General features: G+C 71.0%; 23 protein-coding genes. 18 read left to right on the top strand and 5 right to left on the bottom strand.

The features are described from left to right. The first annotated feature begins 18 nt into the window (after positions 1–18). Both HJC40_RS09555 and HJC40_RS09560 read left to right on the top strand, forming a co-directional pair. Complete coding sequence (locus tag HJC40_RS09555; RefSeq protein ID WP_250000422.1) at positions 19–798, top strand: ABC transporter ATP-binding protein; 780 nt, start codon at positions 19–21, stop codon at positions 796–798. After that, positions 789–2399: an ABC transporter permease gene (locus tag HJC40_RS09560; protein ID WP_250000424.1), complete on the top strand. Its 1611-nt coding sequence runs from the start codon at positions 789–791 to the stop codon at positions 2397–2399. Before HJC40_RS09555 ends, HJC40_RS09560 begins: the two co-directional genes overlap by 10 nt. Here HJC40_RS09560 and HJC40_RS09565 read toward each other — a convergent pair. Further along, positions 2383–2628 (bottom strand): hypothetical protein, encoded by a 246-nt coding sequence (locus tag HJC40_RS09565; protein WP_250000426.1) that lies wholly within the window; start codon positions 2626–2628, stop codon positions 2383–2385. The genes HJC40_RS09560 and HJC40_RS09565 overlap by 17 nt on opposite strands. Positions 2629–2688: 60 nt before the next feature. Here HJC40_RS09565 and HJC40_RS09570 point away from each other — a divergent pair, with 60 nt between their 5' ends. From HJC40_RS09570 to HJC40_RS09610, 9 genes are all read left to right on the top strand, one after another. Next, the gene (locus tag HJC40_RS09570) at positions 2689–3243 is read left to right on the top strand and encodes a flavin reductase family protein (protein ID WP_308200881.1); all 555 of its coding nucleotides are present in this window, start codon (positions 2689–2691) and stop codon (positions 3241–3243) included. Positions 3244–3388: 145 nt separating this feature from the next. After that, positions 3389–3742 carry a DUF485 domain-containing protein gene (locus tag HJC40_RS09575; RefSeq protein WP_250000430.1) on the top strand — a complete coding sequence of 118 codons (354 nt, stop codon included), beginning with the start codon at positions 3389–3391 and terminating at the stop codon, positions 3740–3742. After that, positions 3742–5415 (top strand): cation acetate symporter, encoded by a 1674-nt coding sequence (locus HJC40_RS09580; protein ID WP_250000433.1) that lies wholly within the window; start codon positions 3742–3744, stop codon positions 5413–5415. Before HJC40_RS09575 ends, HJC40_RS09580 begins: the two co-directional genes overlap by 1 nt. A gap of 119 nt (positions 5416–5534) precedes the next feature. Then, positions 5535–6755, top strand: a complete 1221-nt coding sequence (locus tag HJC40_RS09585) for an LCP family protein (protein ID WP_250000435.1) — start codon at positions 5535–5537, stop codon at positions 6753–6755. 19 nt (positions 6756–6774) lie between these two features. After that, positions 6775–7110 (top strand): rhodanese-like domain-containing protein, encoded by a 336-nt coding sequence (locus HJC40_RS09590; RefSeq protein WP_250000437.1) that lies wholly within the window; start codon positions 6775–6777, stop codon positions 7108–7110. Between the two features lie 10 nt (positions 7111–7120). Further along, positions 7121–7912 (top strand): glycerophosphodiester phosphodiesterase family protein, encoded by a 792-nt coding sequence (locus HJC40_RS09595; protein ID WP_250000439.1) that lies wholly within the window; start codon positions 7121–7123, stop codon positions 7910–7912. Between the two features lie 78 nt (positions 7913–7990). Beyond that, positions 7991–9184 carry a sensor histidine kinase KdpD gene (locus HJC40_RS09600; RefSeq protein ID WP_250000441.1) on the top strand — a complete coding sequence of 398 codons (1194 nt, stop codon included), beginning with the start codon at positions 7991–7993 and terminating at the stop codon, positions 9182–9184. Positions 9185–9258: 74 nt separating this feature from the next. Then, a complete protein-coding gene (locus tag HJC40_RS09605) occupies positions 9259–10137 on the top strand; it encodes a DUF5926 family protein (protein ID WP_250000443.1) in 879 nt (292 codons plus the stop codon). A 5-nt stretch (positions 10138–10142) separates the two neighbouring features. Beyond that, complete coding sequence (locus HJC40_RS09610; protein ID WP_250000446.1) at positions 10143–10901, top strand: glycoside hydrolase family 16 protein; 759 nt, start codon at positions 10143–10145, stop codon at positions 10899–10901. A 21-nt stretch (positions 10902–10922) separates the two neighbouring features. On the opposite strand, the gene HJC40_RS09615 is transcribed toward HJC40_RS09610, so the two are convergent. Further along, positions 10923–12122, bottom strand: coding sequence for an arginine deiminase (locus HJC40_RS09615; RefSeq protein ID WP_250000449.1), 1200 nt, complete (start codon positions 12120–12122; stop codon positions 10923–10925). A 312-nt stretch (positions 12123–12434) separates the two neighbouring features. Between HJC40_RS09615 and HJC40_RS09620 the strand changes: the two genes are divergently transcribed. The 5 genes from HJC40_RS09620 (at position 12435) to pheA (ending at position 15857) form a co-directional block, all read left to right on the top strand. After that, complete coding sequence (locus HJC40_RS09620; protein WP_374271428.1) at positions 12435–13181, top strand: hypothetical protein; 747 nt, start codon at positions 12435–12437, stop codon at positions 13179–13181. 104 nt (positions 13182–13285) lie between these two features. Then, positions 13286–13747, top strand: coding sequence for a PAS domain-containing protein (locus HJC40_RS09625; protein ID WP_250000451.1), 462 nt, complete (start codon positions 13286–13288; stop codon positions 13745–13747). A gap of 96 nt (positions 13748–13843) precedes the next feature. Then, on the top strand, positions 13844–14233 hold the full coding sequence (locus HJC40_RS09630) for an ACT domain-containing protein (protein ID WP_250000453.1): 390 nt from the start codon (positions 13844–13846) through the stop codon (positions 14231–14233). A gap of 40 nt (positions 14234–14273) precedes the next feature. Continuing rightward, a complete protein-coding gene (locus HJC40_RS09635; protein ID WP_250000456.1) occupies positions 14274–14888 on the top strand; it encodes a hypothetical protein in 615 nt (204 codons plus the stop codon). 21 nt (positions 14889–14909) lie between these two features. Then, positions 14910–15857, top strand: a complete 948-nt coding sequence (pheA, locus tag HJC40_RS09640) for a prephenate dehydratase (RefSeq protein WP_250000458.1) — start codon at positions 14910–14912, stop codon at positions 15855–15857. Here the strand turns inward: pheA and HJC40_RS09645 are convergent. The 3 genes from HJC40_RS09645 to HJC40_RS09655 all read right to left on the bottom strand — a co-directional run bounded on the left by HJC40_RS09645 (position 15854) and on the right by HJC40_RS09655 (position 17491). Beyond that, positions 15854–16588, bottom strand: a complete 735-nt coding sequence (locus HJC40_RS09645; RefSeq protein WP_250000460.1) for an AIM24 family protein — start codon at positions 16586–16588, stop codon at positions 15854–15856. The genes pheA and HJC40_RS09645 overlap by 4 nt on opposite strands. Positions 16589–16653: 65 nt before the next feature. Continuing rightward, complete coding sequence (locus tag HJC40_RS09650) at positions 16654–17016, bottom strand: metallopeptidase family protein (RefSeq protein ID WP_250000462.1); 363 nt, start codon at positions 17014–17016, stop codon at positions 16654–16656. A gap of 46 nt (positions 17017–17062) precedes the next feature. Beyond that, positions 17063–17491 carry an OsmC family protein gene (locus HJC40_RS09655; protein WP_250000465.1) on the bottom strand — a complete coding sequence of 143 codons (429 nt, stop codon included), beginning with the start codon at positions 17489–17491 and terminating at the stop codon, positions 17063–17065. A 66-nt stretch (positions 17492–17557) separates the two neighbouring features. On the opposite strand from HJC40_RS09655, the gene HJC40_RS09660 reads away from it, so the two are divergent. Together HJC40_RS09660 and serS are read left to right on the top strand one after the other, a co-directional pair. Further along, positions 17558–18343 carry a hypothetical protein gene (locus tag HJC40_RS09660; RefSeq protein WP_250000467.1) on the top strand — a complete coding sequence of 262 codons (786 nt, stop codon included), beginning with the start codon at positions 17558–17560 and terminating at the stop codon, positions 18341–18343. Positions 18344–18399: 56 nt separating this feature from the next. Continuing rightward, complete coding sequence (gene serS / locus HJC40_RS09665) at positions 18400–19662, top strand: serine--tRNA ligase (protein ID WP_250000469.1); 1263 nt, start codon at positions 18400–18402, stop codon at positions 19660–19662. The last annotated feature ends 107 nt before the right edge of the window (positions 19663–19769 follow it).

Genomic DNA, 19769 nt, shown 5'->3' on the forward strand with positions numbered 1-19769 from the left:
GCGGTTAGGTTCGGACCCATGACAGTGCCGGCGCCACGCGAGGGTGAACAGGTCGCGGCGATGTCGCTGCGGGGCTTGGTCAAGCGGTTCGACACAAAGCTGGCGGTCTCCCAGGTCGGTCTCGAGGTGCCGGCCGGCTCGTTCTTCGGTCTGCTGGGCCCCAACGGGGCGGGCAAGACGACGACGCTCTCGATGGCCGTCGGCCTGTTGCGGCCCGACGCGGGTCAGGCCTTCCTTCTGGGGCACGACGTGTGGGCCGATCCGGTCGCGGCCAAGTCCCGCCTGGGCGTGCTCCCCGACGGCGTACGCCTCTTCGACCGCCTCACCGGTCCGGAGCTGCTCGCCTATCACGGCCTGCTGCGGGGCATGGACGCCGCCACGGTCGACCAGCGGGCCCGGGAGCTGCTCGACGTGCTCGAGCTCGGCACCGGCAACCGCACCCTGGTCGTCGACTACTCGGCCGGCATGCGCAAGAAGATCGGCCTGGCCTGCGCGCTGTTGCACGCGCCCCGGCTGCTGGTGCTCGACGAGCCGTTCGAGGCGGTCGACCCGGTCTCGGCCGCCCGCATCCGCGAGATTCTGCAGCGCTACGTGGCCGGCGGGGGCACGGTCATCTTCTCCAGTCACGTGATGGAGGTCGTGGAGCGCCTCTGCTCCCACGTCGCGATCATCTCCGACGGCGTGCTCCGGGTGCACGGCACGCTCGCCGCGGTCCGGGGCGAGCGCTCGCTCGAGGATGTGTTCGTGCAGGTGGTCGGTGGCCGGGTCAGCACGGGCTCGGAGCTCGCGTGGCTCTGACCGTCGTTCAGCGCCCGCCGAGCTCACCCTGGCCGTTCGTCAAGCTCAAGCTGCGCCTGATCGCCGGTGGGCTGCGCGGCCGCCCGGCCCGCACAGCGCTGTTCGTCCTCGGCGCCGTCCTGGCCGGCCTGTTCGCGATCACCGGCTACGCGTTCTTCGCGATCCCCGGCGTGGTCGACGACGCGCGGGCCGCCGGTGTGCTGTTCCAGCTGGGCGGATCCGCGCTGGTCGTGGGCTGGCTGTTGCTGCCGCTGCTGTTCTTCGGGGTGGACGAGTCGCTCGATCCGGCCCGTTTCGCGCTGCTGCCGTTGCCCCGCCGCACGCTGATGCTCGGCCTGTTCACCGCCGCGCTGGCCGGATTGCCGGCTCTGTCCACACTGGCCGCCACGGCCGGCATGGTGAGCACGGCGGCCGCGCTGGGTGGTGGCGGCGCGGCAGTGGCCCAGCTGGTCGGCATCCTCGGTGGCCTGCTCATCTGCGTGGCCGTGAGCCGGGCGGTGACCAGCGCGTTCGCCACCGGTCTGCGGTCACGCCGGTCCCGCGACCTGGCCGTGGTGCTGTTCGCCGTGGCCGCCGCCCTGCTCGGCCCGCTGCAGCTGGCGCTGCTCGCGGGGGCCGAGCGCGCCGACGCGGACGCCTTCACGGCGCTCGCCGAGGTGCTGGGCTGGACGCCGCTGGCCGCCCCCTACTCACTGGGCCTCGAGGTGGCCGACGGGCGCCTGTGGGCCGTACCGCTGAAGCTTCTGATCATGGTGGCCACCGTCGTGGGGCTGCTCTGGTGGTGGAGCGCGACGCTGGAACGCGCGATGCTCGGGTCGGTCTCGTCGGGTTCGTCCCGCGCCACCGGGGACGTCGGCTCGCCGACCGGGCTGCTGCTCGGCCGGCGGCTGCCCCGCACCCGGTTCGGCGCGCTCGTCGCCCGCGAGATCCGGTACTGGTGGCGGGAGACCCGGCGCCGGGCCGCGCTGATCACGCTCACGGTGGCCGGGTTGTTCCTCCCGGTCTCGATCTCGCTGAGTGGCGGTTCGGCCGGGCCGGTGGCCGCGTTCGTCGGGGTGATCGCGGTGATCTCGCTGGCCAACCAGTTCGGGTACGAGGGCAACGCGTACGCGGCCAACATCGCCGCCGGTGTGCCCGGCCGCGTCGAGATCCACTCCCGGGCCGCGGCGCACGCCGTCCTGGTGGTGCCGCTTCTGGTGCTGATCGCGCTCGTCACGGGTGTGGTCGCGAGCCGGCCGGAGCACATCGCCGGCGACCTCGGTCTGCTGATCGCCACCTACGGCGTGGGTCTGGGGCTGGTGCTCCCGGTCTCGGTGCGCGCGGCCTTCGCGCTGCCCGAGTCGACCAGCCCGTTCGCCGTGTCGTCGAGTGGCGGACTGGCCAAGGGCCTGCTCACGCTCGGGGTCATGCTGGGCACGCTGGTCGTGACCGTGCCGCTGCAGATCCTGGCGTATGTGCTGGGCGACGTGTGGCTGTGGATCGGGCTGCCCGTGGGGGTGGCGTTCGGCTGCGCGGGCTACCTGATCGGGTCGGGAGTGGCGGGCGACTGGCTCGACCGGCGCATGCCCGAAGTGCTGGCCGCGGTCACCCAGGGCCGTTGACGGCGGCCGGGCGGAGGCCCTCCTGGCGGACGAAGACCCGGCGGCGCTGCACCGCGGCACCGGTGGCGCTGAGCACGTAGCCGTCGAGCCACAACCAGCCGTCGTACGTGCTGCGCGGGTCGACCCGGATCAGCCGGAAGATCAGCGCCCGGGCGCCCGCGAACTGCACGCTGGCCTCACCGCCGATGTGCAGCACCTCACCCGGGTGCAGCTGCATGTGCTGATGCACGGTACCTCCCCCGGATTCAAGATAGTTCTCGATCAATGCGGACGGCCAGAGTCGTGCACTATCTGTGCGGAAAGCGAGAATGGGCTCGTGACCATCCACTCCACCGACCCGTTCGCCACGCCGGACGAGGAGAAGTCGGCTGTCCGGCGGCTGCGCGGACGGCTGGCCGCCCCGGTCACGCTCTGGACCACTCCCGGGCCGGCCGGGCTCACCGTGTCGTCCACGCTGATCGCCGACGGCGATCCGGGACGGGTGCTCGGATTGATCGACGACGAGAGCGAGTTCTGGGACGCGCTCGAGGACAGCGGCCGTTTCGCCGTGGTCCCGCTCTCCCCGGCCGACCGGCAGCTCGCCGACCGTTTCGCCGGCCTGATGCCCGCGCCCGGCGGCCTGTTCGCCGGCGGCGGCTGGACCGAGACCGGGTACGGCCCGGTGCCGGCCGGCGCGGACAGCTGGGCCGGCTGCCGGCTCGAGTCCTCCCGGGCGCTGGGCTGGGCGCTTCTGGTCGAGGCGGTGATCGAGAAGGTCGAGATCGGACCGTCTCCCGGTCCGCTGATCCACTATCGCGGTCGATATCACGTCCTGCCACCCGATCGTGGCGCTCCGTCACCCTGATCCGGCTGGAAGGCCGGTACGCCCGGCCCCGCTCAGCGCAGTCAGACCGCCACTCGGCGCACGGGCCGACCGGTCGGCCTCAGCCGGGTCCAGATCTTCGTACGTTGCCGGAAAGTCCGCTCCACCCCGAAGGTGGTGAACCCCGGTGACTACCGAAGTGCCCTCGTCCTCCACCGAGAGGTACCTGGCCGTTCAGCAATCCGAGGAATTCGGCCGGCTGCGCAAGACCGCGCGCAGCTTCGTCTTCCCCATGACGGTCGCGTTCTTCCTCTGGTACGCCCTCTATGTCCTGCTCTCCGCGTACGCACGCGGCTTCATGGGCGCCAAGATCATCGGCAATATCAACGTCGCGCTGATCTTCGGCCTGCTCCAGTTCGTCACCACGTTCCTGATCGCCTGGTACTACTCGCGCTACGCGGCCCAGAAGATCGACCCTCTGGCCGACAAGATCCTCGCCGAGCTGAACGAGGGCGACAGCGCCAAGAAGAGCGAGGACTGATGGAACCTCATTTCCTTGCCGCCGAGGTCTCCACCTCGACGTCCCGCGGCATCACGATCACGCTGTTCCTGGTCTTCGTCGCGATCACCCTGGGCATCACGATCTGGGCGAGCCGGCAGACCAAGACGGCCACCGACTTCTATGCCGGCGGCCGGCAGTTCTCCGGCTTCCAGAACGGCATGGCGATCGGCGGCGACTACATGTCGGCGGCGTCCTTCCTGGGCATCGCCGGCCTGATCGCGCTCTACGGCTACGACGGCTTCCTGTACTCCATCGGGTTCCTCGTCGCCTGGCTGGTCGCGCTCCTGCTGGTCGCCGAATACCTGCGCAACTCGGGCCGCTACACGATGGCCGACGTGCTGGCCTTCCGGATGCGTCAGCGTCCGGTGCGTACGGCGGCCAGCGTCTCCACCATCGTGGTCTCGATCTTCTATCTGATCGCCCAGATGGTCGGCGCCGGCGCGCTCGTGTCCCTGCTGCTGGGCATCAAGCCGGGCACCACGTTCCTCGGCATGGACGCGGACACCGCCAAGGTGGCCACGATCATCCTGGTCGGCGCCCTGATGATCGTCTACGTGATCGTCGGCGGCATGAAGGGCACGACGTACGTCCAGATCGTCAAGGCCTTCATGCTCATGACCGGCGCCCTGCTCATGACGATCCTGGTGCTCGCGCACTACAAGTTCAACCTGTCCCAGCTGCTCGGTGACGCCGCCGCCCAGTCCGGCAAGGGGGACGCCTTCCTCCAGCCGGGCCTCCGGTACGGCGTCGAGACGGCCAGCGCGTCGGCCACCTTCTACAGCAAGATGGACCTGCTCTCGCTGGGCATCGCGCTGGTGCTCGGCACGGCCGGCCTGCCGCACATCCTGACCCGGTTCTACACCGTGCCGACCAGCAAGATCGCCCGCAAGAGCGTGCTCTGGGCGATCGGCATCATCGGCACGTTCTACCTGTTCACCCTGGCCCTTGGCTTCGGCGCGGCGGCCCTGGTGGGTGGCGCGAACATCACCGCGCAGGACAAGGCCGGCAACACCGCGGCGCCCCAGCTCGCCCAGGCGCTGGGCGTCGACTACTTCGGTGGCGAGACCGGTGGCGCGGTTCTGCTGGCCATCATCGCCGCCGTCGCGTTCGCCACGATCCTCGCCGTGGTGGCCGGTCTGACCCTGGCGTCGTCGTCGAGCCTCGCGCACGACTTCTACGCCAGCGTGATGCGGCGCGGCAACGCGTCGGAGCGTGACGAGGTGCGGGTCGCCCGCATCTCGGCCCTGGTCATCGGCGCGGTGGCGATCGCCCTGTCGATCTTCGCGCAGAGCCTCAACGTGGCCTTCCTGGTCGCGCTGGCCTTCGCGGTGGCGGCCTCGGCCAACCTGCCCGCGATCCTCTACAGCCTGTTCTGGAAGCGGTTCAACACTTCCGGCGCGCTGTGGTCGATCTACGGCGGTCTGATCGCCGCGGTGGTCCTGGTGTTCTTCTCGCCGGTCGTCTCCGGCTCGGCGACTGCCATGTTCCCCGACAACGACTGGCACTTCTTCCCGCTCTCCAACCCGGGCATCATCTCGATCCCGATCGGCTTCCTGTGCGGCTGGATCGGCACGGTGATCTCGAAGGAGGATGACACCGCGAAGTACGCCGAGCTCGAGGTCCGGTCGTTGACCGGACACGGCGCACACTGATGCAAGATCGCTATCAGGGCGGGTGCGAGCCGCATCCGCCCTGGTAGCGGCCTCCCGACTTCGTGCCGAGTCGGTTCGATGGCTGAGCGTACGGGCGCGGGGTACGTAACCTTGGTGGCATGTCAGCGCCCACGTCCCCCCATGGGGGTTCCGGTAGAGCCTCTGTCCCGTCCGCCGGCCGGGCCTCGGCCCGGCCGACCGGTGCGTACCGGGGCGGCCCGTCCACACAGCGTGACGATTGGCCGCCGCGCGCGGCCGGCGGTGGCGGTGGCGGTGGCGGCACCGGAGGTGACCCCGGCCGGGGCACGTCCTACCGCGGCCGCCGGCCCAAGCCCCGCTGGGGCCGCATCGCCCTGCTGGCCGGCCTGGCCGTCCTGATCATCGCGATCATCGCCGGCATCTCGCTCTACGGTTACGCCTCGGGCCTCGACAAGGACCTCAAGCGCACCGACGCCTTCTCCGGCCTCAGCACCGACCGGCCCGCCAAGGCCATCGAGGGCGCGCAGAACATCCTGCTGGTGGGCAGCGACTCCCGCGACCCGGACGCCCAGGACGACGGGGCCGGCAAGTGGCGCGCCGACACGCTGATCCTCATGCACATCCCCGAGGACCACAAAAGCGCTCAGCTGGTGTCGATCCCGCGTGACCTGTGGGTCGTCATCCCCCGCAGCAACGACGCCGAGTGCGGTGACGGCAGCCGGGGCAAGATCAACGCATCGTTCGCCTTCGGTGGTCTGCCGCGCGCCGTCCACACGGTCGAGTGCCTGACCGACGTCAAGGTCGACCACGTCATGGCAATCGACTTCGGCGGCTTCAAAGAGGTGACCGACGCGCTCGGCGGCGTCGACCTCAAGGTGGAGAAGACCGTCAAGTCGATCCACAAGCCGTACCGGACGTTCACCAAGGGCGCGATGCACATGAACGGCGCCGAGGCGCTCGACTGGGTGCGGCAGCGCAAGCAGTTCGCCCGCGGCGACTTCGCCCGCATGCAGCACCAGCAGGAGTTCCTCAAGGCGCTCATGGACAAGGCGGCGAGCGGCGGCACGATCAGCAACCCGGCCAAGCTCAACTCGTTCCTCAAGGCCGTCACCGCGGCCGTCACCGTCGACAACGACTTCTCGCTGACCGACATGGCGACCGAGATGCGCGGGGTCCGCGGCAGCAACCTGACGTTCATCACCAGCCCCAACAAGGGCAGCGAGACCATCAACGGCCAGTCCGTCGTGGTCTCCGACAAGGAGAAGGCGCTGGCTCTCTTCAAGGCGATGGCCGCCGACGACATGGACACGTGGATGTCGGCCAACCTGAAGTCGGGGTCGGCCGCCACGGCCGGCAGCTGACCCCATTACGCTGGGATCCGTGTTCGGACCCCAAGTACCCAGCGTGAGCCCCGCCGAGGTCAGTGACGAGGCCTACCTGCTCGACGTGCGCGAGCCCGACGAGTGGACGGCGGGGCATGCCCCCGGCGCTCACCATGTGCCGATGATGGAGATCCCGGCCCGCCTGGCCGAGGTGCCGGTGGACGTCGAGGTCGTCGTCGTCTGCCGGTCCGGCGGCCGCTCCGGTCAGGTGGTTTCCTACCTGATGGGCAACGGCCGGGACAACGTGCGCAACCTGGACGGCGGCATGCAGTCCTGGGCCGCCTCCGGTCGCGAGGTGGTCAGCGAGGACGGGCAACCGGCACGGGTGTTGTAGGGACACTGCCGTGAGTAGTCATCGTCCTCTGGTGTTCGCGCACCGTGGTGGCGCCGACGCCCTCCCCGAGCACACGCTCGGCGCCTATCTGCGCGCTCTCGAGGAGGGCGCGGACGGGCTCGAGTGCGACGTCCGGCTCACCCGTGACGGCCACCTGGTCTGCGTGCACGACCGCCGGCTCGACCGCACGAGCAACGGCCGCGGCCGGGTCAGCACCAAGACCCTGGCCGAGCTCGAGTCGCTCGACTTCGGTTCCTGGCATCCGGGCTACCCGGACGACGAGGAGCCGCTGCCGGCGCTGTCCCGCCTGCTCACCCTCGACCGGCTGCTCGAGGCGGTGTGCGACAGCGGCCGGAACGTACGGCTGCTGATCGAGACCAAGCACCCCACCCGGCACGGGGCCGAGGTCGAACGGCAACTGGTCCGGACGCTGCGGCGCTTCGGCCTGACCGAACCCGGACCGGAGAGCCGCGTCCAGGTCACGGTGATGTCGTTCGCCGCGCTCGCCCTGCGCCGGGTGCGCGTCCAGGCGCCCGCCATCCCCACGGTCTACCTGGTCGAGCTGCTGCCGCCCGGGGTCAGCCGCGGGCGGTTGCCGTTCGGCGCGCGCATCGCCGGACCGGGGATCGGGCTGGTGCGGTCGCGGCCCTGGCTGATCCCGGCCATCCGGGCCGCCGGTCATCAGGCGTACGTGTGGACCGTCAACGACAAGGCCGATCTCGACATGGTCCTGGAGCACCGGGTCGACGGGGTCATCACCGACCGGCCCCGCTTCGTGCTCGACCACCTCGCTGCCCTGTGACCTGACTGGTCGGTGCCGTGGCTGCTTTGTGACATGCCTCACGCTCCAGTCGACGGGAAGCGAGGCAGACTCGCAAGCATGGCGGACCGTCCCGACTACAGCGCGCTGACCCGGGGTCAGATCGCGATCCTCGACCGGATCAATGCCGGCGAGGCGGGGCTCTCCGTGCTGCAGCATGTCGTCCGCCTCGCCCAGGAGACGCTGGGCGGCCGCGGCGCCGGTTTCGCGGAATACACCTCCGACCACGGCCGCATCGTCGCGGCCACCGGGGTCTGCACCGTGGCGATCGGCCGCCGGGTCGATCGCGCCGACACCCGCCTGCGCGACGGCCGCACCCTGCTCATCCCGCTCGACTCGCTCAACGACGAGTTCGCCAAGCAGGTCGAGGGGGGCGACGTGCGGCGCATGCTCGGCGCCCGGTGCGAGGTCGGCGACACGATCGTCGGCTCGCTGCACGTCTACTTCGGCGACGACGACGGCGAGCCCGGCCCCGAGCACCACGCCGTCCTCGAGCTGCTCGCGGGTCACGTCGGTCGCCTCTACGCCGCCCGCGACGGCCTCCCCGCGCACAGCGCCGAGCAGGCCCGCCGCCAGGACGGCCGCGACCTCTGGGTGGCCGTCACCAGCCACGAGCTGCGCACGCCGGTGACGGTGATCAAGGGGTACGCGGACACGCTGACCAACCACTGGGACTCGCTCGGCGACACCGGCCGGCACGAGGCCGTGCACATCATCGGCACGCGGGCCGGCGAGCTGGCCCGGCTGGTCGACCGACTCCTGTCGGCGGCCACCGAGGACGGCGAGATCGGCGCGACCCCGGCCGGCCCGTTCGACCTGGCCGAGGCGCTGCGCACCGCGGTCGACGAGTTGCCGGCCGACCTGCGCCGCCGCATCGTGCTCGACAATCTGCCCGGCGAGCTGCCCAAGGCGTTCGGCGAGCGCGACTCGATCGCCACCATCCTGACCGAGCTGGCCACCAACGCCGAGAAACACTCCCCGCCCGGCTCGATGGTCGAGCTGTGCGCCGGGGCCGACGCCGAGACGCTGCGCTTCCGCCTCTCCGACCGCGGGACAGGCATCCGGCCCGAACACGTCGAGCAGGCGTTCGAGCGCTACTGGCAAGCCGACGGCGGGGACCGGCGCCATCACCCGGGCGCCGGGCTGGGGCTCTACCTCGTCCGCAGACTGGTCGAGCGGCAGCACGGCTGGGTGTCGCTGCGTCCCCGTGAGGGTGGCGGCACGACGGCGGAGGTCCGGCTGCCGCGCGCCTGACGACCGTCCGGGGTCACACGACACAGCGACAGGGAGTGTCCCTTTCAAGCGGACAGCGCCTAGGCTGTCTCGCCGTGAGCAAGCGTCGCAACCAACGCCCGTCCGCACCCAAGCGCGAAAAGGTGCGGGACATCTTCGTGGCCCGCCCCTTCGAGGGCCTGGCCGACGAACCGGAGTGGATCGCGCTGCGCGAGCTGGTGCCCGCGGCCAGCGCGCCGCTCACCCTCCGGCCCGAGATCATCGAGGAGTACGGCGACCGGCCCGTCACGCTCTCGACCGTGCTGCCGATGGCCTGGCCGGCCATGACCCGCCAGGACGGCCGGGTCTTCATCGGCCTCCAGCGGCACGTGCAGTCCGGGGACGTCTCGCGGGACCTCGCGGTGGCGATCCTGAGCGCGTTGCGCACCGATCCGGGTGACACCGTCTCGGTTCCCGCGCTGCCCGGCCAGGGCCCGCGCCTGCAGGACGTGCTGGTCGACGGCCCGCTCGACATCACGATGCACGACGGCTTCGAGTACTGGCTCGACGCCGATCAGGCCGAGGACCCGACCGTGAAGGCGTCACTCGAACGGGCGAACGCCTCGATCTATCCCACCGTGCGGCTGGCGGCGGGCCGGGCGGCCTACTGGTGCCGGATCGCGCCCGACAAGGGTCACGTGCGCTGGGTGCTGCCCGACCCGGAGGACCGCGCGCTCGACACGCTGGCGCGCCTCTCGGCCGGGCAGGATCTGCGGCTGGGCGAGCAGACCAAGTTCGCCGGCATGTTCCGGGCGCACGGCCTGCTGGTGCCCGTCTGGGACATCCCGGGCGAGCCGGAGGGGGCCGACTGGGAGGCGCCGCTGGCCGACTTCGCCAAGCGCTACGCCGACACGCTGGCCGAGACCGGCCCGCTCGATGCCGACGCCCGCCGCGCGAAGCAGGGCCTGATCGGTCGTCAGCTCACGCTGCGGTAATCGCCGTGCTGGATGAAAGTGCCGTGCTGGACGAACGGTTCGCCGGTGACGAGCTGGACCGGTCGGTGTGGGCGCCGTGGTATCTGCCGCACTGGAGCTCCCGGGCGGCGTCCGCGGCCACGTACGAGGTCGGTGGCGGGGAGCTGCGCCTGAGCATTCCCGCCGACCAGCCGCTGTGGGCCGAGGGTGTGCACCCGACGCCGCTGCGGGTGTCGGGCATCCAGAGCGCGAACATCTCCGGGCCGGTCGGCAGCACGGTCGGCGGCCAGCCGTTCCAGCCCGGCCTCCGGGTCCGCGAGGACCAGGGTGAGTTCCGGGGTTACACACCGCACTACGGCGACCTCGAGATCCGCCTGCGCGGCACGATCACGCCGCGGTCGATGATCGCGTTCTGGCTCGCCGGCCTCGAGGACGAGCCGTCCCGGTCGGCCGAGATCTGTGTCATGGAGGTCTTCGGCACCGACCCGCAGGCGATCGGGATGGGACTGCACCGGTTCCGCGACCCCCGCCTCACCGAGGAGTGGGCGACGGTCACCCGGCCGATCGACGTCTCGGCCTTTCACACGTACGGGGTGAGCTGGCGCCCCGATTCCCTCGTGTTCACGGTCGACGGCGAGGTCGTCCAGCGCGTCGGGCAGGCCCCCGACTATCCCGTGCAGCTCCAGATCGCCGTCTTCGACTTCCCCGACCGGGCAGTGGTGAAGGGCGCCGTGCCCGTGCCCGAGCTGGTCGTGTCGCACGTGACCGGCCGGCCGGCCACGTGATTCACGATTTCCCGCGCGTCCTCACGTGCCCAGGGGCTCGCGTTCGATGGGGCAGCTCATACAGCGCGGGCCGCCCCGGCCGCTGCCGAGCTCGGAGCCGCTGATCCGGACGACCTCGATGCCGGCCCGCTCGAGCTGCGCGTTGGTCTCCACGTTGCGCTCGTAGGCCACGCAGAGCCGCGGCCCGATGGCCAGGGTGTTGTTGCCGTCGTCCCACTGCTCACGCTCGGCCGTGACCGGGTCGAGGCCGGTGTCGATGATCCGCAACCGGTCGATCCGCATCGCCTCGGCCGCGGCCTCGAGGAACGGCCGGGGCGCGGTGGCCCGGGGCTCGCCGTCGACGTCGGCCACCACCGTGTACGCCTGCAGCGTGTGGGCGATGTTCGGATACATCACCACGGCGTCGACGTCGACCATCGTGCAGACGGTGTCGAGGTGCATGGTGGCGCGTTCCTGCGCGATCGGCACGGCCAGGATCGTGCGGGCCAGCCCGGCCGCGAAGACCCGCCGGGCCAGCCGCTCGGCGCCGGCCGGGGTGGTGCGCTCGCCGACCCCGATCGCCAGCACGTCGGGCGCCAGCACCAGCACGTCACCGCCCTCGAGCCGTTCCAGAGCGGGGTCGTAGAGCAGCTCCGACCCGGCGAAGCGCGGGTGATGGCGGTAGATGGCCCGGGTCAGCGTCGTCTCGCGGCTGCGGGCGGGCATGGCCAGGCTGGTCACCGCGACCTGGTCACGCACCCACACCGACGAGTCGCGGGTGAACAGCAGGTTGGGCAGGGGGTCGATGACGAAGTCGAGCCGGTCCATCATCTCGTAGACCAGGCCGCCCGGCCCCGGCTTGAGCTCCTCGTGGGCCAGCCCGGCCATCAGCACCTCGGCCAGCCGCTGCGGATCCTGGTCGGCCAGGTAGCGGCCGACGCTGTCGCGCAGGGTGTCGCCGAGCCGGCGGTCGGCCAGCACGGTCTCGGTCAGCTCGGTCCGGGCGTCGGTGACCGCCAGCGTCTCGGCCAGCAGGTCACCCAGATAGAGCACCTCGACGTCACGCTCGCGCAGGGCAGCCGCGAAGGCGTCGTGCTCCTCCTGGGCGCGCCCCACCCACGGGATGGCGTCGAAGAGCAGACTGTCGTTGTTTCTCGGGGTCAGCCTGGCCAGCTCCGCGCCTGGGCGGTGCAGCAGCACAGTGCGCAACCGACCCACTTCACTGTCGACGTAGTGCACCACCTGCCGACCGTAGCCCACCAGCCGATCTCCGGCATCCGGCGGGCACTCCGTGCGATCGGCCGATGACGTTCTGCCTAGATCATGAGACACCCGTGCACGACCGCGACGGGCCGACTAGCTTTGTCCGTGGAAACTGTCGAACAGGGGAACAGGCGCCGAGATGCACCATCCGCAAGAAGTACCGATGCGTGAATGCGGCATTCATCCCCTCTCATTCCACTTTCTTTCCACCCCGGTGTCTTGCTTCCGTATGGGGTCGAGCACTTACGGTAGTGAAAAGAGAGCCCGAAGGACCTTTTGCCGGAGGTCGCAGTGACTGTCTTCCCAGCACGTCCCGCTCTACCGTCGACCGCGCCCGCCCCGAACACTCAGAGGATCGACCGTCGCCTGGGCAGCCCCGCCGCTCTCGAGGCCCCGCCCCGCAGTGTGACGCCCGCCGAGTGGGCCCGCCGACGCCGCGCCGATCGGGACGCTCGCCGTCTCGAAGCCGCCGGCGCTCGCGCGCTCACCCGCCTCGACCGTCTCGGGCCCAACTGGCACATCGTGGACTGGCCGCGCACCGACGCGCTGGGCTACTACGAGCCCGACCCCGCCGACGACCGAGCCGGGTTCCTGGCGATCGGTCCCGGTGGCGTCTACGCCGTGACCGTCGCCGACCACGGCCGCGCCCGGGTGCTCATCGCCGGTGACGTGGTGCAGATCAACGGGAAGCGCCCGCAATACATCGCCGAGGCCCGCCGTGAGGCCCGCCGGGCGAGCAAGGCGCTGTCCGCCGCCGTCGGCCTGAGCGTGCCGGTGACACCCGTGCTGACCTTCGTCGGCTCCGGGGTCATCAGCGTCCATGGCCTGCCCAAAGAGGTGCTGGTCGCCACCGACAAAGAGCTTGACAGGCTGCTGATCGCCGGGGGCGCACGCATCTCGCCGGCCACCGCGGGCAAGCTCTCGGCCGTGGCCAACCACCCCGCCACCTGGGCAAACGCACCTTACCGGCCGACCGCCGACTACCGTTGGCACGCTGACGGACAAACGGCCGCTGACAAGCGGACAGCACGCCGGTAACGTTCCTTCCGGTTGTAGTCGACGGCGTCACCGCCGCGGCAGGTGTCCGGGAGACCGGACGCGGTCGCGGCGGGCCGTCGATCCGCAGGAGCGAGGAGGATCGGGTGGCTCACGTCGAACTCTCACTCTCCGGAGCTTTCGTGCCGCAGGCGCGCACTCCGTCCGAGGCCGAGTTCGTGCCCAGCCTCGACCGGTGGACGGCCACGGTCGCGGCGGCCCCGGAGCCCTGCCTGATCATCGACTCGACCACCGCGATCGTCGCTGTCTCGGTCACCTGCGGCGAGCTGCTCGGCCTGGGCAAGCCGCCCGAGGTGATCGGCAAGCCGCTCGGCTCGGTGCTCCACCTGATCGACTTCACGGCGGGCGCCAGTGAGCTCGAGGAGTCCGACGCCGACAAGATCCCGCCGCTGCTCGCCCTGCGCAGCGAGCGCCTGGCCCGAGGGTTGCTGCGGGTCGTCCCCGCCCCCGGCGAGACGCCGCTGACCATCGACGCGATCGCCACGCCGTTGCTCGACAACGAACGCGTGGCCGGATCGATGACGTTCTTCTCGGCAGTCCGCTACTGACCTCGGCCGACCGTTACGGGCGCATGTCCGAGCTGTGGCGTTTGCCGCACCCCCGAGCCATTGGGCAACCCTGATCCGCCACCGTAGTCTGCCCTCATGCTCGATCTCGATCTTCTGCCCGCGGAGTACGCGGTGTGCCGGCTGCCGGCCGGCTCCCCGATCCCGGCTTCGCTGAGCGGTGGTCCGGACGAGAAGAGCGTGATCTCACTCAGCTGGGACGCCGACGAGTTCTCGATCATCTGCCCGGCCGAGCGGGTGCCCGAGGGCGCCGAGGCCGACACCGCCTGGCGCTGCCTGCGCGTGGTCGGGCCGCTCGATCTCGCCCTCACCGGCGTGCTGGCCTCGCTGATCGGGCCTCTCGCCGACGCGCGCGTGAACATCGTCACGTTCTCGACGTTTTCGACCGACTATCTGCTGGTGCCGACCGTCCGGCTGAACGCGGCGATCGACACCCTGCGGGCGGCGGGCCACCGGATAGCGTCCTGACGCCGGTCGGGCCGGGAGCAGGGGGACATACCATGGCCGCGTGTCCCCCCGCACACGTGTTTCCCTGGCGTTCGCTGCCGTAGCCCTGGTGGGCGCCTGTGGCGGGCCGCCGCAGCCGTTGCCCACCTCCCCGACGTACGGGTCGCCCAGCGCGGCTCCGATCTCGCTGGGTCCCTCGATCGGCCTGCCCCTGCCGACCACGACGACCCAGCCGCTGCCGACCGGCCCGACCAGCACCACCACGTACCCGACCCTTCCGGCGTACCCCACCGGCGGTCCGACCGCGACCCGTCGCCCGACTCCCACCACGACCACGACGGCGCCCGAGACAGTGCCGGCGACGCCCACGCCGTCGCACGCCCCCCGGTGCGCCTCACGACCGGCCCAGGCCGACATCCTCGCGCTCATCAAGGACCGGCCCGGTGTCCCGGACAAGCCGCTGCGGGTCTACCAGGGCCCGTTCTGCTCGGGCGCCTGGTCGTTCGCCACGGTCGAGGTCACCGGGAGCGGGGCGGACGATCTGGAGCCGCTGATGGTGGTGGCCACCGGCCCGGGCGACGCCCTCGCCCTGGTCGCGGCCGGCACGGACGTCTGCATCGACCGGGTGCAGACGTCGGCCCCGCCCGGCATCAGAGTCCTGGCCTGTGGCTTCTGAGGCTTCCGTAGACTGCCTCCCATGCCGGGAACGCCGCCCACGCGCTTCGTCTACCTCGGTCCGGAGGGCACCTTCACCGAGGCTGCGCTGCGGACCATCCCCGCGGCCGAGCACGGCCTGCGGACGCCGGCCCGCAGCGTGCCCGAGGCGCTCGAGGCCGTCCGGGCGGGCGACGCCGACGCCGCTCTGGTGCCGCTCGAGAACTCGGTCGGCGGCGCTGTTCCGGTCACCCTCGACGAGTTGGTCACCGGAAGCCCGCTGATCATCACGCGCGAGGTCGTGCTGCCGGTCGAGTTCGTGCTGGCCGCCCGCGCGCTCACCCCGCTCGCCGAGATCCGGTCGATCGCCGCGCACCCGCAGGCCTCGGCCCAGTGCCGCGGCTGGCTGCTCGCCAACGTGCCCGACGCCGTGATCGCCGACGTGCTCTCCAACGCGGCGGCGGCGATCAGCGCGGCCAAGGGGGAGCACGATGCGGCACTGTGTGCGCCGATCGGGGTGCCGCGCAACGGGCTCACCGTGCTGGCCGGCAAGGTGGCCGACCACGCCGATGCGGTGACCCGTTTCGCGCTGCTCACCCGGCCCGGGCCGCCGGCCGAACCGACCGGTGACGACGTGACCTCGCTGGCCGTCTCGATCCGCCGCGACCAGGTCGGCGCGCTGCTGTCGGTGCTCACCGAGCTGGCGGTGCGCGGCATCAACCTGTCCCGCATCGAGTCGCGGCCGACCGGCGAGCAGCTGGGGACGTACGTGTTCTTCCTGGACTGCACGGGCCACGTCGCCGAGGCGCGCTTCGGCGAGGCCCTGCAGGGCCTGCGGCGCATCTGCGCCGACGTCCGCTTCCTCGGCAGCTACCCCCGCCACCGGCTCACGCCGGAGACCCCGGTCCCGTCCCCCCGGGGCCTCTCCAACGCCGATTTCGCCGACTCGGCAGCCTGGCTGGCCCGTGTCCGGGCCGGCGAGTTCGCCTAATTCCCGAAGATGTTGCCGAGGATGCCGCCCTCCTGCTGCTGGCCGCCGGCGGCGCCGGCCAGGCCGCCCGGAGGCTCCTCGGAGGGCTGCACGACCACGAAGCCCTGACCGGCGAAGCTCATCGTGAACCGCTCACCGGTGCTGCGGCCCAGCAGCGTGCCCAGGCCCATCTGCTCGGCCCGGTGGTAGCCGGTCTGCAGGTTGGCCGACCAGCAGATCGCGGCCTGCGGGTCGACATAGGTGGGCTGGTCGACGTTGAGCACCACGGGGGTGCCCTTCGTGGTGACGGCGATGCGGCCGTGGCCGGAGAAGACGCAGTTGAACAGGCCGGCGTTGGACATCATGCCGGCGCCCTGCACCATCTTGATGTCGTAGGTGAGCGACGAGTCGAAGGCCAGCACGTTCGCGCCGTTGATGGACAGCGCGTCGCCCGGCTCGAGGTCGATGAGGTGGATGTCCGCGGCGTTCTCGGCGAGGAACACGTCGCCCTGGCCGCGGACCCGCATCAGCGGGACGCCCTCACCGGTGAGCTTCTGCTTGAGGAACTTGCCGATGCCGCCGGAGCCGAGCGCCTCGAACTGCACCTGACCCTGGTAGGCGACCATCGTGCCGACGCGGGCCATGAAGTCGCCGTTCAGCTCGGCTTTCAACAGCTTGGAGTTCTGAAGCCGGAGGCCGGGTTGGGCCGACTCCTTCTCGAGGTTGTCGGCGGAGAAAAGCTCGCTGCGCATGAACGCCTCCTGCGTCGTTATGTGCATCCAGCGTAGGAGAGCTCGACAACCGGCGTATCAGGGATTCAGCCCCATCCCAGCTCGTGCAGCCGGTGATCGTCGATGCCGAAGTGGTGCGCGATCTCGTGGACGACGGTGATCGCCACCTCGTCGACGACGTCGGTCTCGGTGTCGCAGATACGCAGCGTGGGGAGGCGGTAGATGGTGATGCGGTCGGGCAGCACGCCGGCGTAGTCCCAGCCGCGGTCGGTCAGCGCCGTGCCCTCGTACAGCCCGAGCAGGTCGTCGCTGCCGTCGGCGGGCGCGTCCTCGACGACGATGACCACGTTGTCCATGACCTTGAGCAGTTCCGCGGGCACCTCGTCGAGGGCCTCGCCGACCAGTTCCTCGAAGTGTTCCCGACTCATCTCGACCGGCACAGATGCCATTGTGCACCGGCCGCCCTCGCGAACGACCGGCGCACGTGACGAGGAATCAGGCGAGCTTGGCGCTCAGGGTGATCTCGGCGCCCGGAGAGAGCAGCCGCGAGATCGGGCAGTTGGCCTTGGCGTCCTCGGCGATCTTCTGGAACGTGCCGTCGTCGACGCCCGGGACGTCGCCCTGGGTCTCGAGGTCGATGCGGGTCACGCTGAACCCGGCATCGGTCTTGTCCATGTGAACCTTGGCGACGGTGTCGACCGAGGTCGGCGTGAACCCGGCGTCGGAGAGCGCCTTCGAGAACGCCATCGAGAAGCAGCCGGCGTGCGCGGCGCCGATCAGCTCCTCGGGGTTCGTCCCCTCGCCCTCCTCGAAGCGGGACTTGAACGAGTAGTTCCCCTGGATGCCGCCCTTGCCGGTCTTGATGGTGCCGGAACCTTCGGTGAGGTTCCCCTGCCAGCGAGCGGTCGCGGTGCGAATAGGCATGACCAGAACGCTAGTCCATGCGGCCGCCGCTGGCCGGTCGACCTGGCACGGGGCACCATGGTTCCCATGCCCGCGCCGCAGCAGCCGCCGTCGCCCGTCGAGATCGACGTGACCCCGCCCGAGGCGGTGGTCGAGTTCGGCTCCGAGCCCCCCGCCCGCCGATCGCGCTGGAACACCTCCGGCCTCGGCCGCGACCTGCTGGCCGACCGGCGGGCGGTGCCCCTGGCGGCGGCGCTCGCGGCGCTGGCCGGGCTGGTCGCGCTGATCTCCGAGTGGCAGGTCACCACGCTCGACGCCGGCGCTCTGGGCGCCGGCGTGGGCCAGCGGGTGATGCCGGTCGGCGTCGACGACCTCGGCGCGCTCGGCATCGGCTTCGTGCTGAGCCTGTTCCTCGTGGTGCCGGCCGTGGTGCTGACCCTGTTCGGCCCCGCGCCGAGCCGCCGGTACGCCCGCCTGACCGGTCTCAGCGTCGCCGGCACCCAGCTCGCCCTGCTGGTCGCCGTGGCCACCAAGCTGGGCTCCGACAGCTACGTCATGGATCCGGTCTACCGGTTCGCCCTCGACGACGGCGAGACCACCCTCTCGTACGGGCGAGGGCTGTGGTGCGCCTTCGCCGCGGTGCTCCTCACCCTGGCCGCGCTCCAGCTGGCCGGTCGGCACCTCGCGACCGGCCACCGGGACGTCCCCGACGACGGCCCGGCCCCGATCGAGGCCGGCGCCGATCCGGTCTGGACGTGGCGACGCCCCGTGGCCGACGAGGATGCCCGCCCCGACGACGAGCCGCTCGACCTCACGGTCGCCCCGTCGCAGCCGTTCACGTCGCTGCACGACGACCGTGATCGCCCGAACTGAGGGCACCGGGATATCCGTGTGCTGACCGGGCCTGGCCGCCGGTAGGCTCGACACTCGTGATTGACCTGCGTCTGCTTCGCGAAGACCCCGACCGGATCCGCGCCGGCCAGCGACTGCGTGGTGAGTCCACCGAGGTGGTGGATGATCTCCTGCGCGCCGACGAGGCCCGCCGCTCCGCCACCCAGCGGTTCGAGGCGCTCCGGGCCGAGCAGAAATCGCTGAGCAAGCAGGTGCCCAAGGCCTCGGGCGACGAACGGGTCGCCCTGCTCGCCCGCACCAAGGAGCTGGCGGCCGAGGTCAAGGCGGCCGAGGCCGAGACGACGGTGGCCGACGAGGCGCTGCGCAAGGCCCACCTCGCCGTGCCCAACGTGGTGCAGGACGGCGTGCCGCCCGGCGGCGAGGACGACTTCGTCGTGCTGCGCGAGGTCGGCGATCTTCCGACCATCGAGAACCCGCGCGACCACCTCGAGATCGGCGAGGCGCTGCGGGCGATCGACACCGAGCGCGGCGCCAAGGTGTCGGGCTCGCGGTTCTACTTCCTCACCGGCGTGGGGGCGCTGCTCCAGCTCGGACTGTTGCAGATGGCGATCGCCCAGGCGGTCGAGCACGGCTTCACCCCGTCGATCACGCCGTCGCTGGTGAAGCCCGAGTCGATGGAGGGCACCGGCTTCCTCGGCGCCCACGCCAGTGAGATCTACCGGCTCGAGGCCGACGACCTCTACCTGGTCGGCACGTCCGAGGTGCCCCTGGCGGCGTACCACTCGAACGAGATCCTCGATCTCGAAGCCGGACCGGAACGCTTCGCCGGGTGGTCGTCCTGCTATCGCCGCGAGGCCGGGTCGTACGGCAAGGACGTGCGCGGCATCCTGCGGGTGCACCAGTTCGACAAGGTCGAGATGTTCTCGTTCTGCAAGCCGGAGGACGCGGCCGCCGAGCACCTGCGCCTGCTCGCGATGGAGGAGGAGATGCTGGCCAAGGTCGAGATCCCGTACCGGGTGATCGACGTGGCCGGTGGCGACCTCGGCTCGAGCGCGTCCCGCAAGTTCGACTGCGAGGCGTGGGTGCCGTCGCAGGGTCGCTACCGCGAGGTCACCTCGACGTCCAACTGCACCACGTTCCAGGCCCGGCGGCTCAACATCCGCTACCGCGACGCCGACGGCAAGCCGCAGACCGCGGCGACCTTGAACGGCACCCTCGCGACCACCCGGTGGCTGATTCCGATCCTCGAGAACCACCAGCAGCCGGACGGTTCGGTGCGGGTCCCCAAGGCTCTCCAGCCCTACCTCGGCGGCCGCGACATCCTGGAACCTTCCCGATAACGGTGAATACACCGTGCGGCTACCAATTGTCATAGCCGCTGGTAGTCGCACGGGTGTACCGTTCTCCTTCCGCCCTCCGCGGGGGTTGCACAACCCTCGGAGGTTTC

The organism is Actinoplanes sp. M2I2, from assembly GCF_023544445.1.
Classification (GTDB): Bacteria; Actinomycetota; Actinomycetes; order Mycobacteriales; family Micromonosporaceae; genus Actinoplanes.

What these genes read in the sequence shown, in the direction of transcription:
- HJC40_RS09580 (WP_250000433.1), top strand. Translation starts at nt 3,742, where the DNA reads ATGGAACCTCATTTCCTTGCCGCCGAGGTCTCCACCTCGACGTCCCGC.
- HJC40_RS09630 (WP_250000453.1), top strand. Translation starts at nt 13,844, where the DNA reads ATGCTCGATCTCGATCTTCTGCCCGCGGAGTACGCGGTGTGCCGGCTG.
- HJC40_RS09600 (WP_250000441.1), top strand. Translation starts at nt 7,991, where the DNA reads ATGGCGGACCGTCCCGACTACAGCGCGCTGACCCGGGGTCAGATCGCG.
- HJC40_RS09650 (WP_250000462.1), bottom strand. Translation starts at nt 17,016, where the DNA reads ATGGCATCTGTGCCGGTCGAGATGAGTCGGGAACACTTCGAGGAACTG.
- HJC40_RS09555 (WP_250000422.1), top strand. Translation starts at nt 19, where the DNA reads ATGACAGTGCCGGCGCCACGCGAGGGTGAACAGGTCGCGGCGATGTCG.
- HJC40_RS09655 (WP_250000465.1), bottom strand. Translation starts at nt 17,491, where the DNA reads ATGCCTATTCGCACCGCGACCGCTCGCTGGCAGGGGAACCTCACCGAA.
- HJC40_RS09585 (WP_250000435.1), top strand. Translation starts at nt 5,535, where the DNA reads ATGTCAGCGCCCACGTCCCCCCATGGGGGTTCCGGTAGAGCCTCTGTC.
- HJC40_RS09645 (WP_250000460.1), bottom strand. Translation starts at nt 16,588, where the DNA reads ATGCGCAGCGAGCTTTTCTCCGCCGACAACCTCGAGAAGGAGTCGGCC.
- pheA (WP_250000458.1), top strand. Translation starts at nt 14,910, where the DNA reads ATGCCGGGAACGCCGCCCACGCGCTTCGTCTACCTCGGTCCGGAGGGC.
- HJC40_RS09660 (WP_250000467.1), top strand. Translation starts at nt 17,558, where the DNA reads ATGCCCGCGCCGCAGCAGCCGCCGTCGCCCGTCGAGATCGACGTGACC.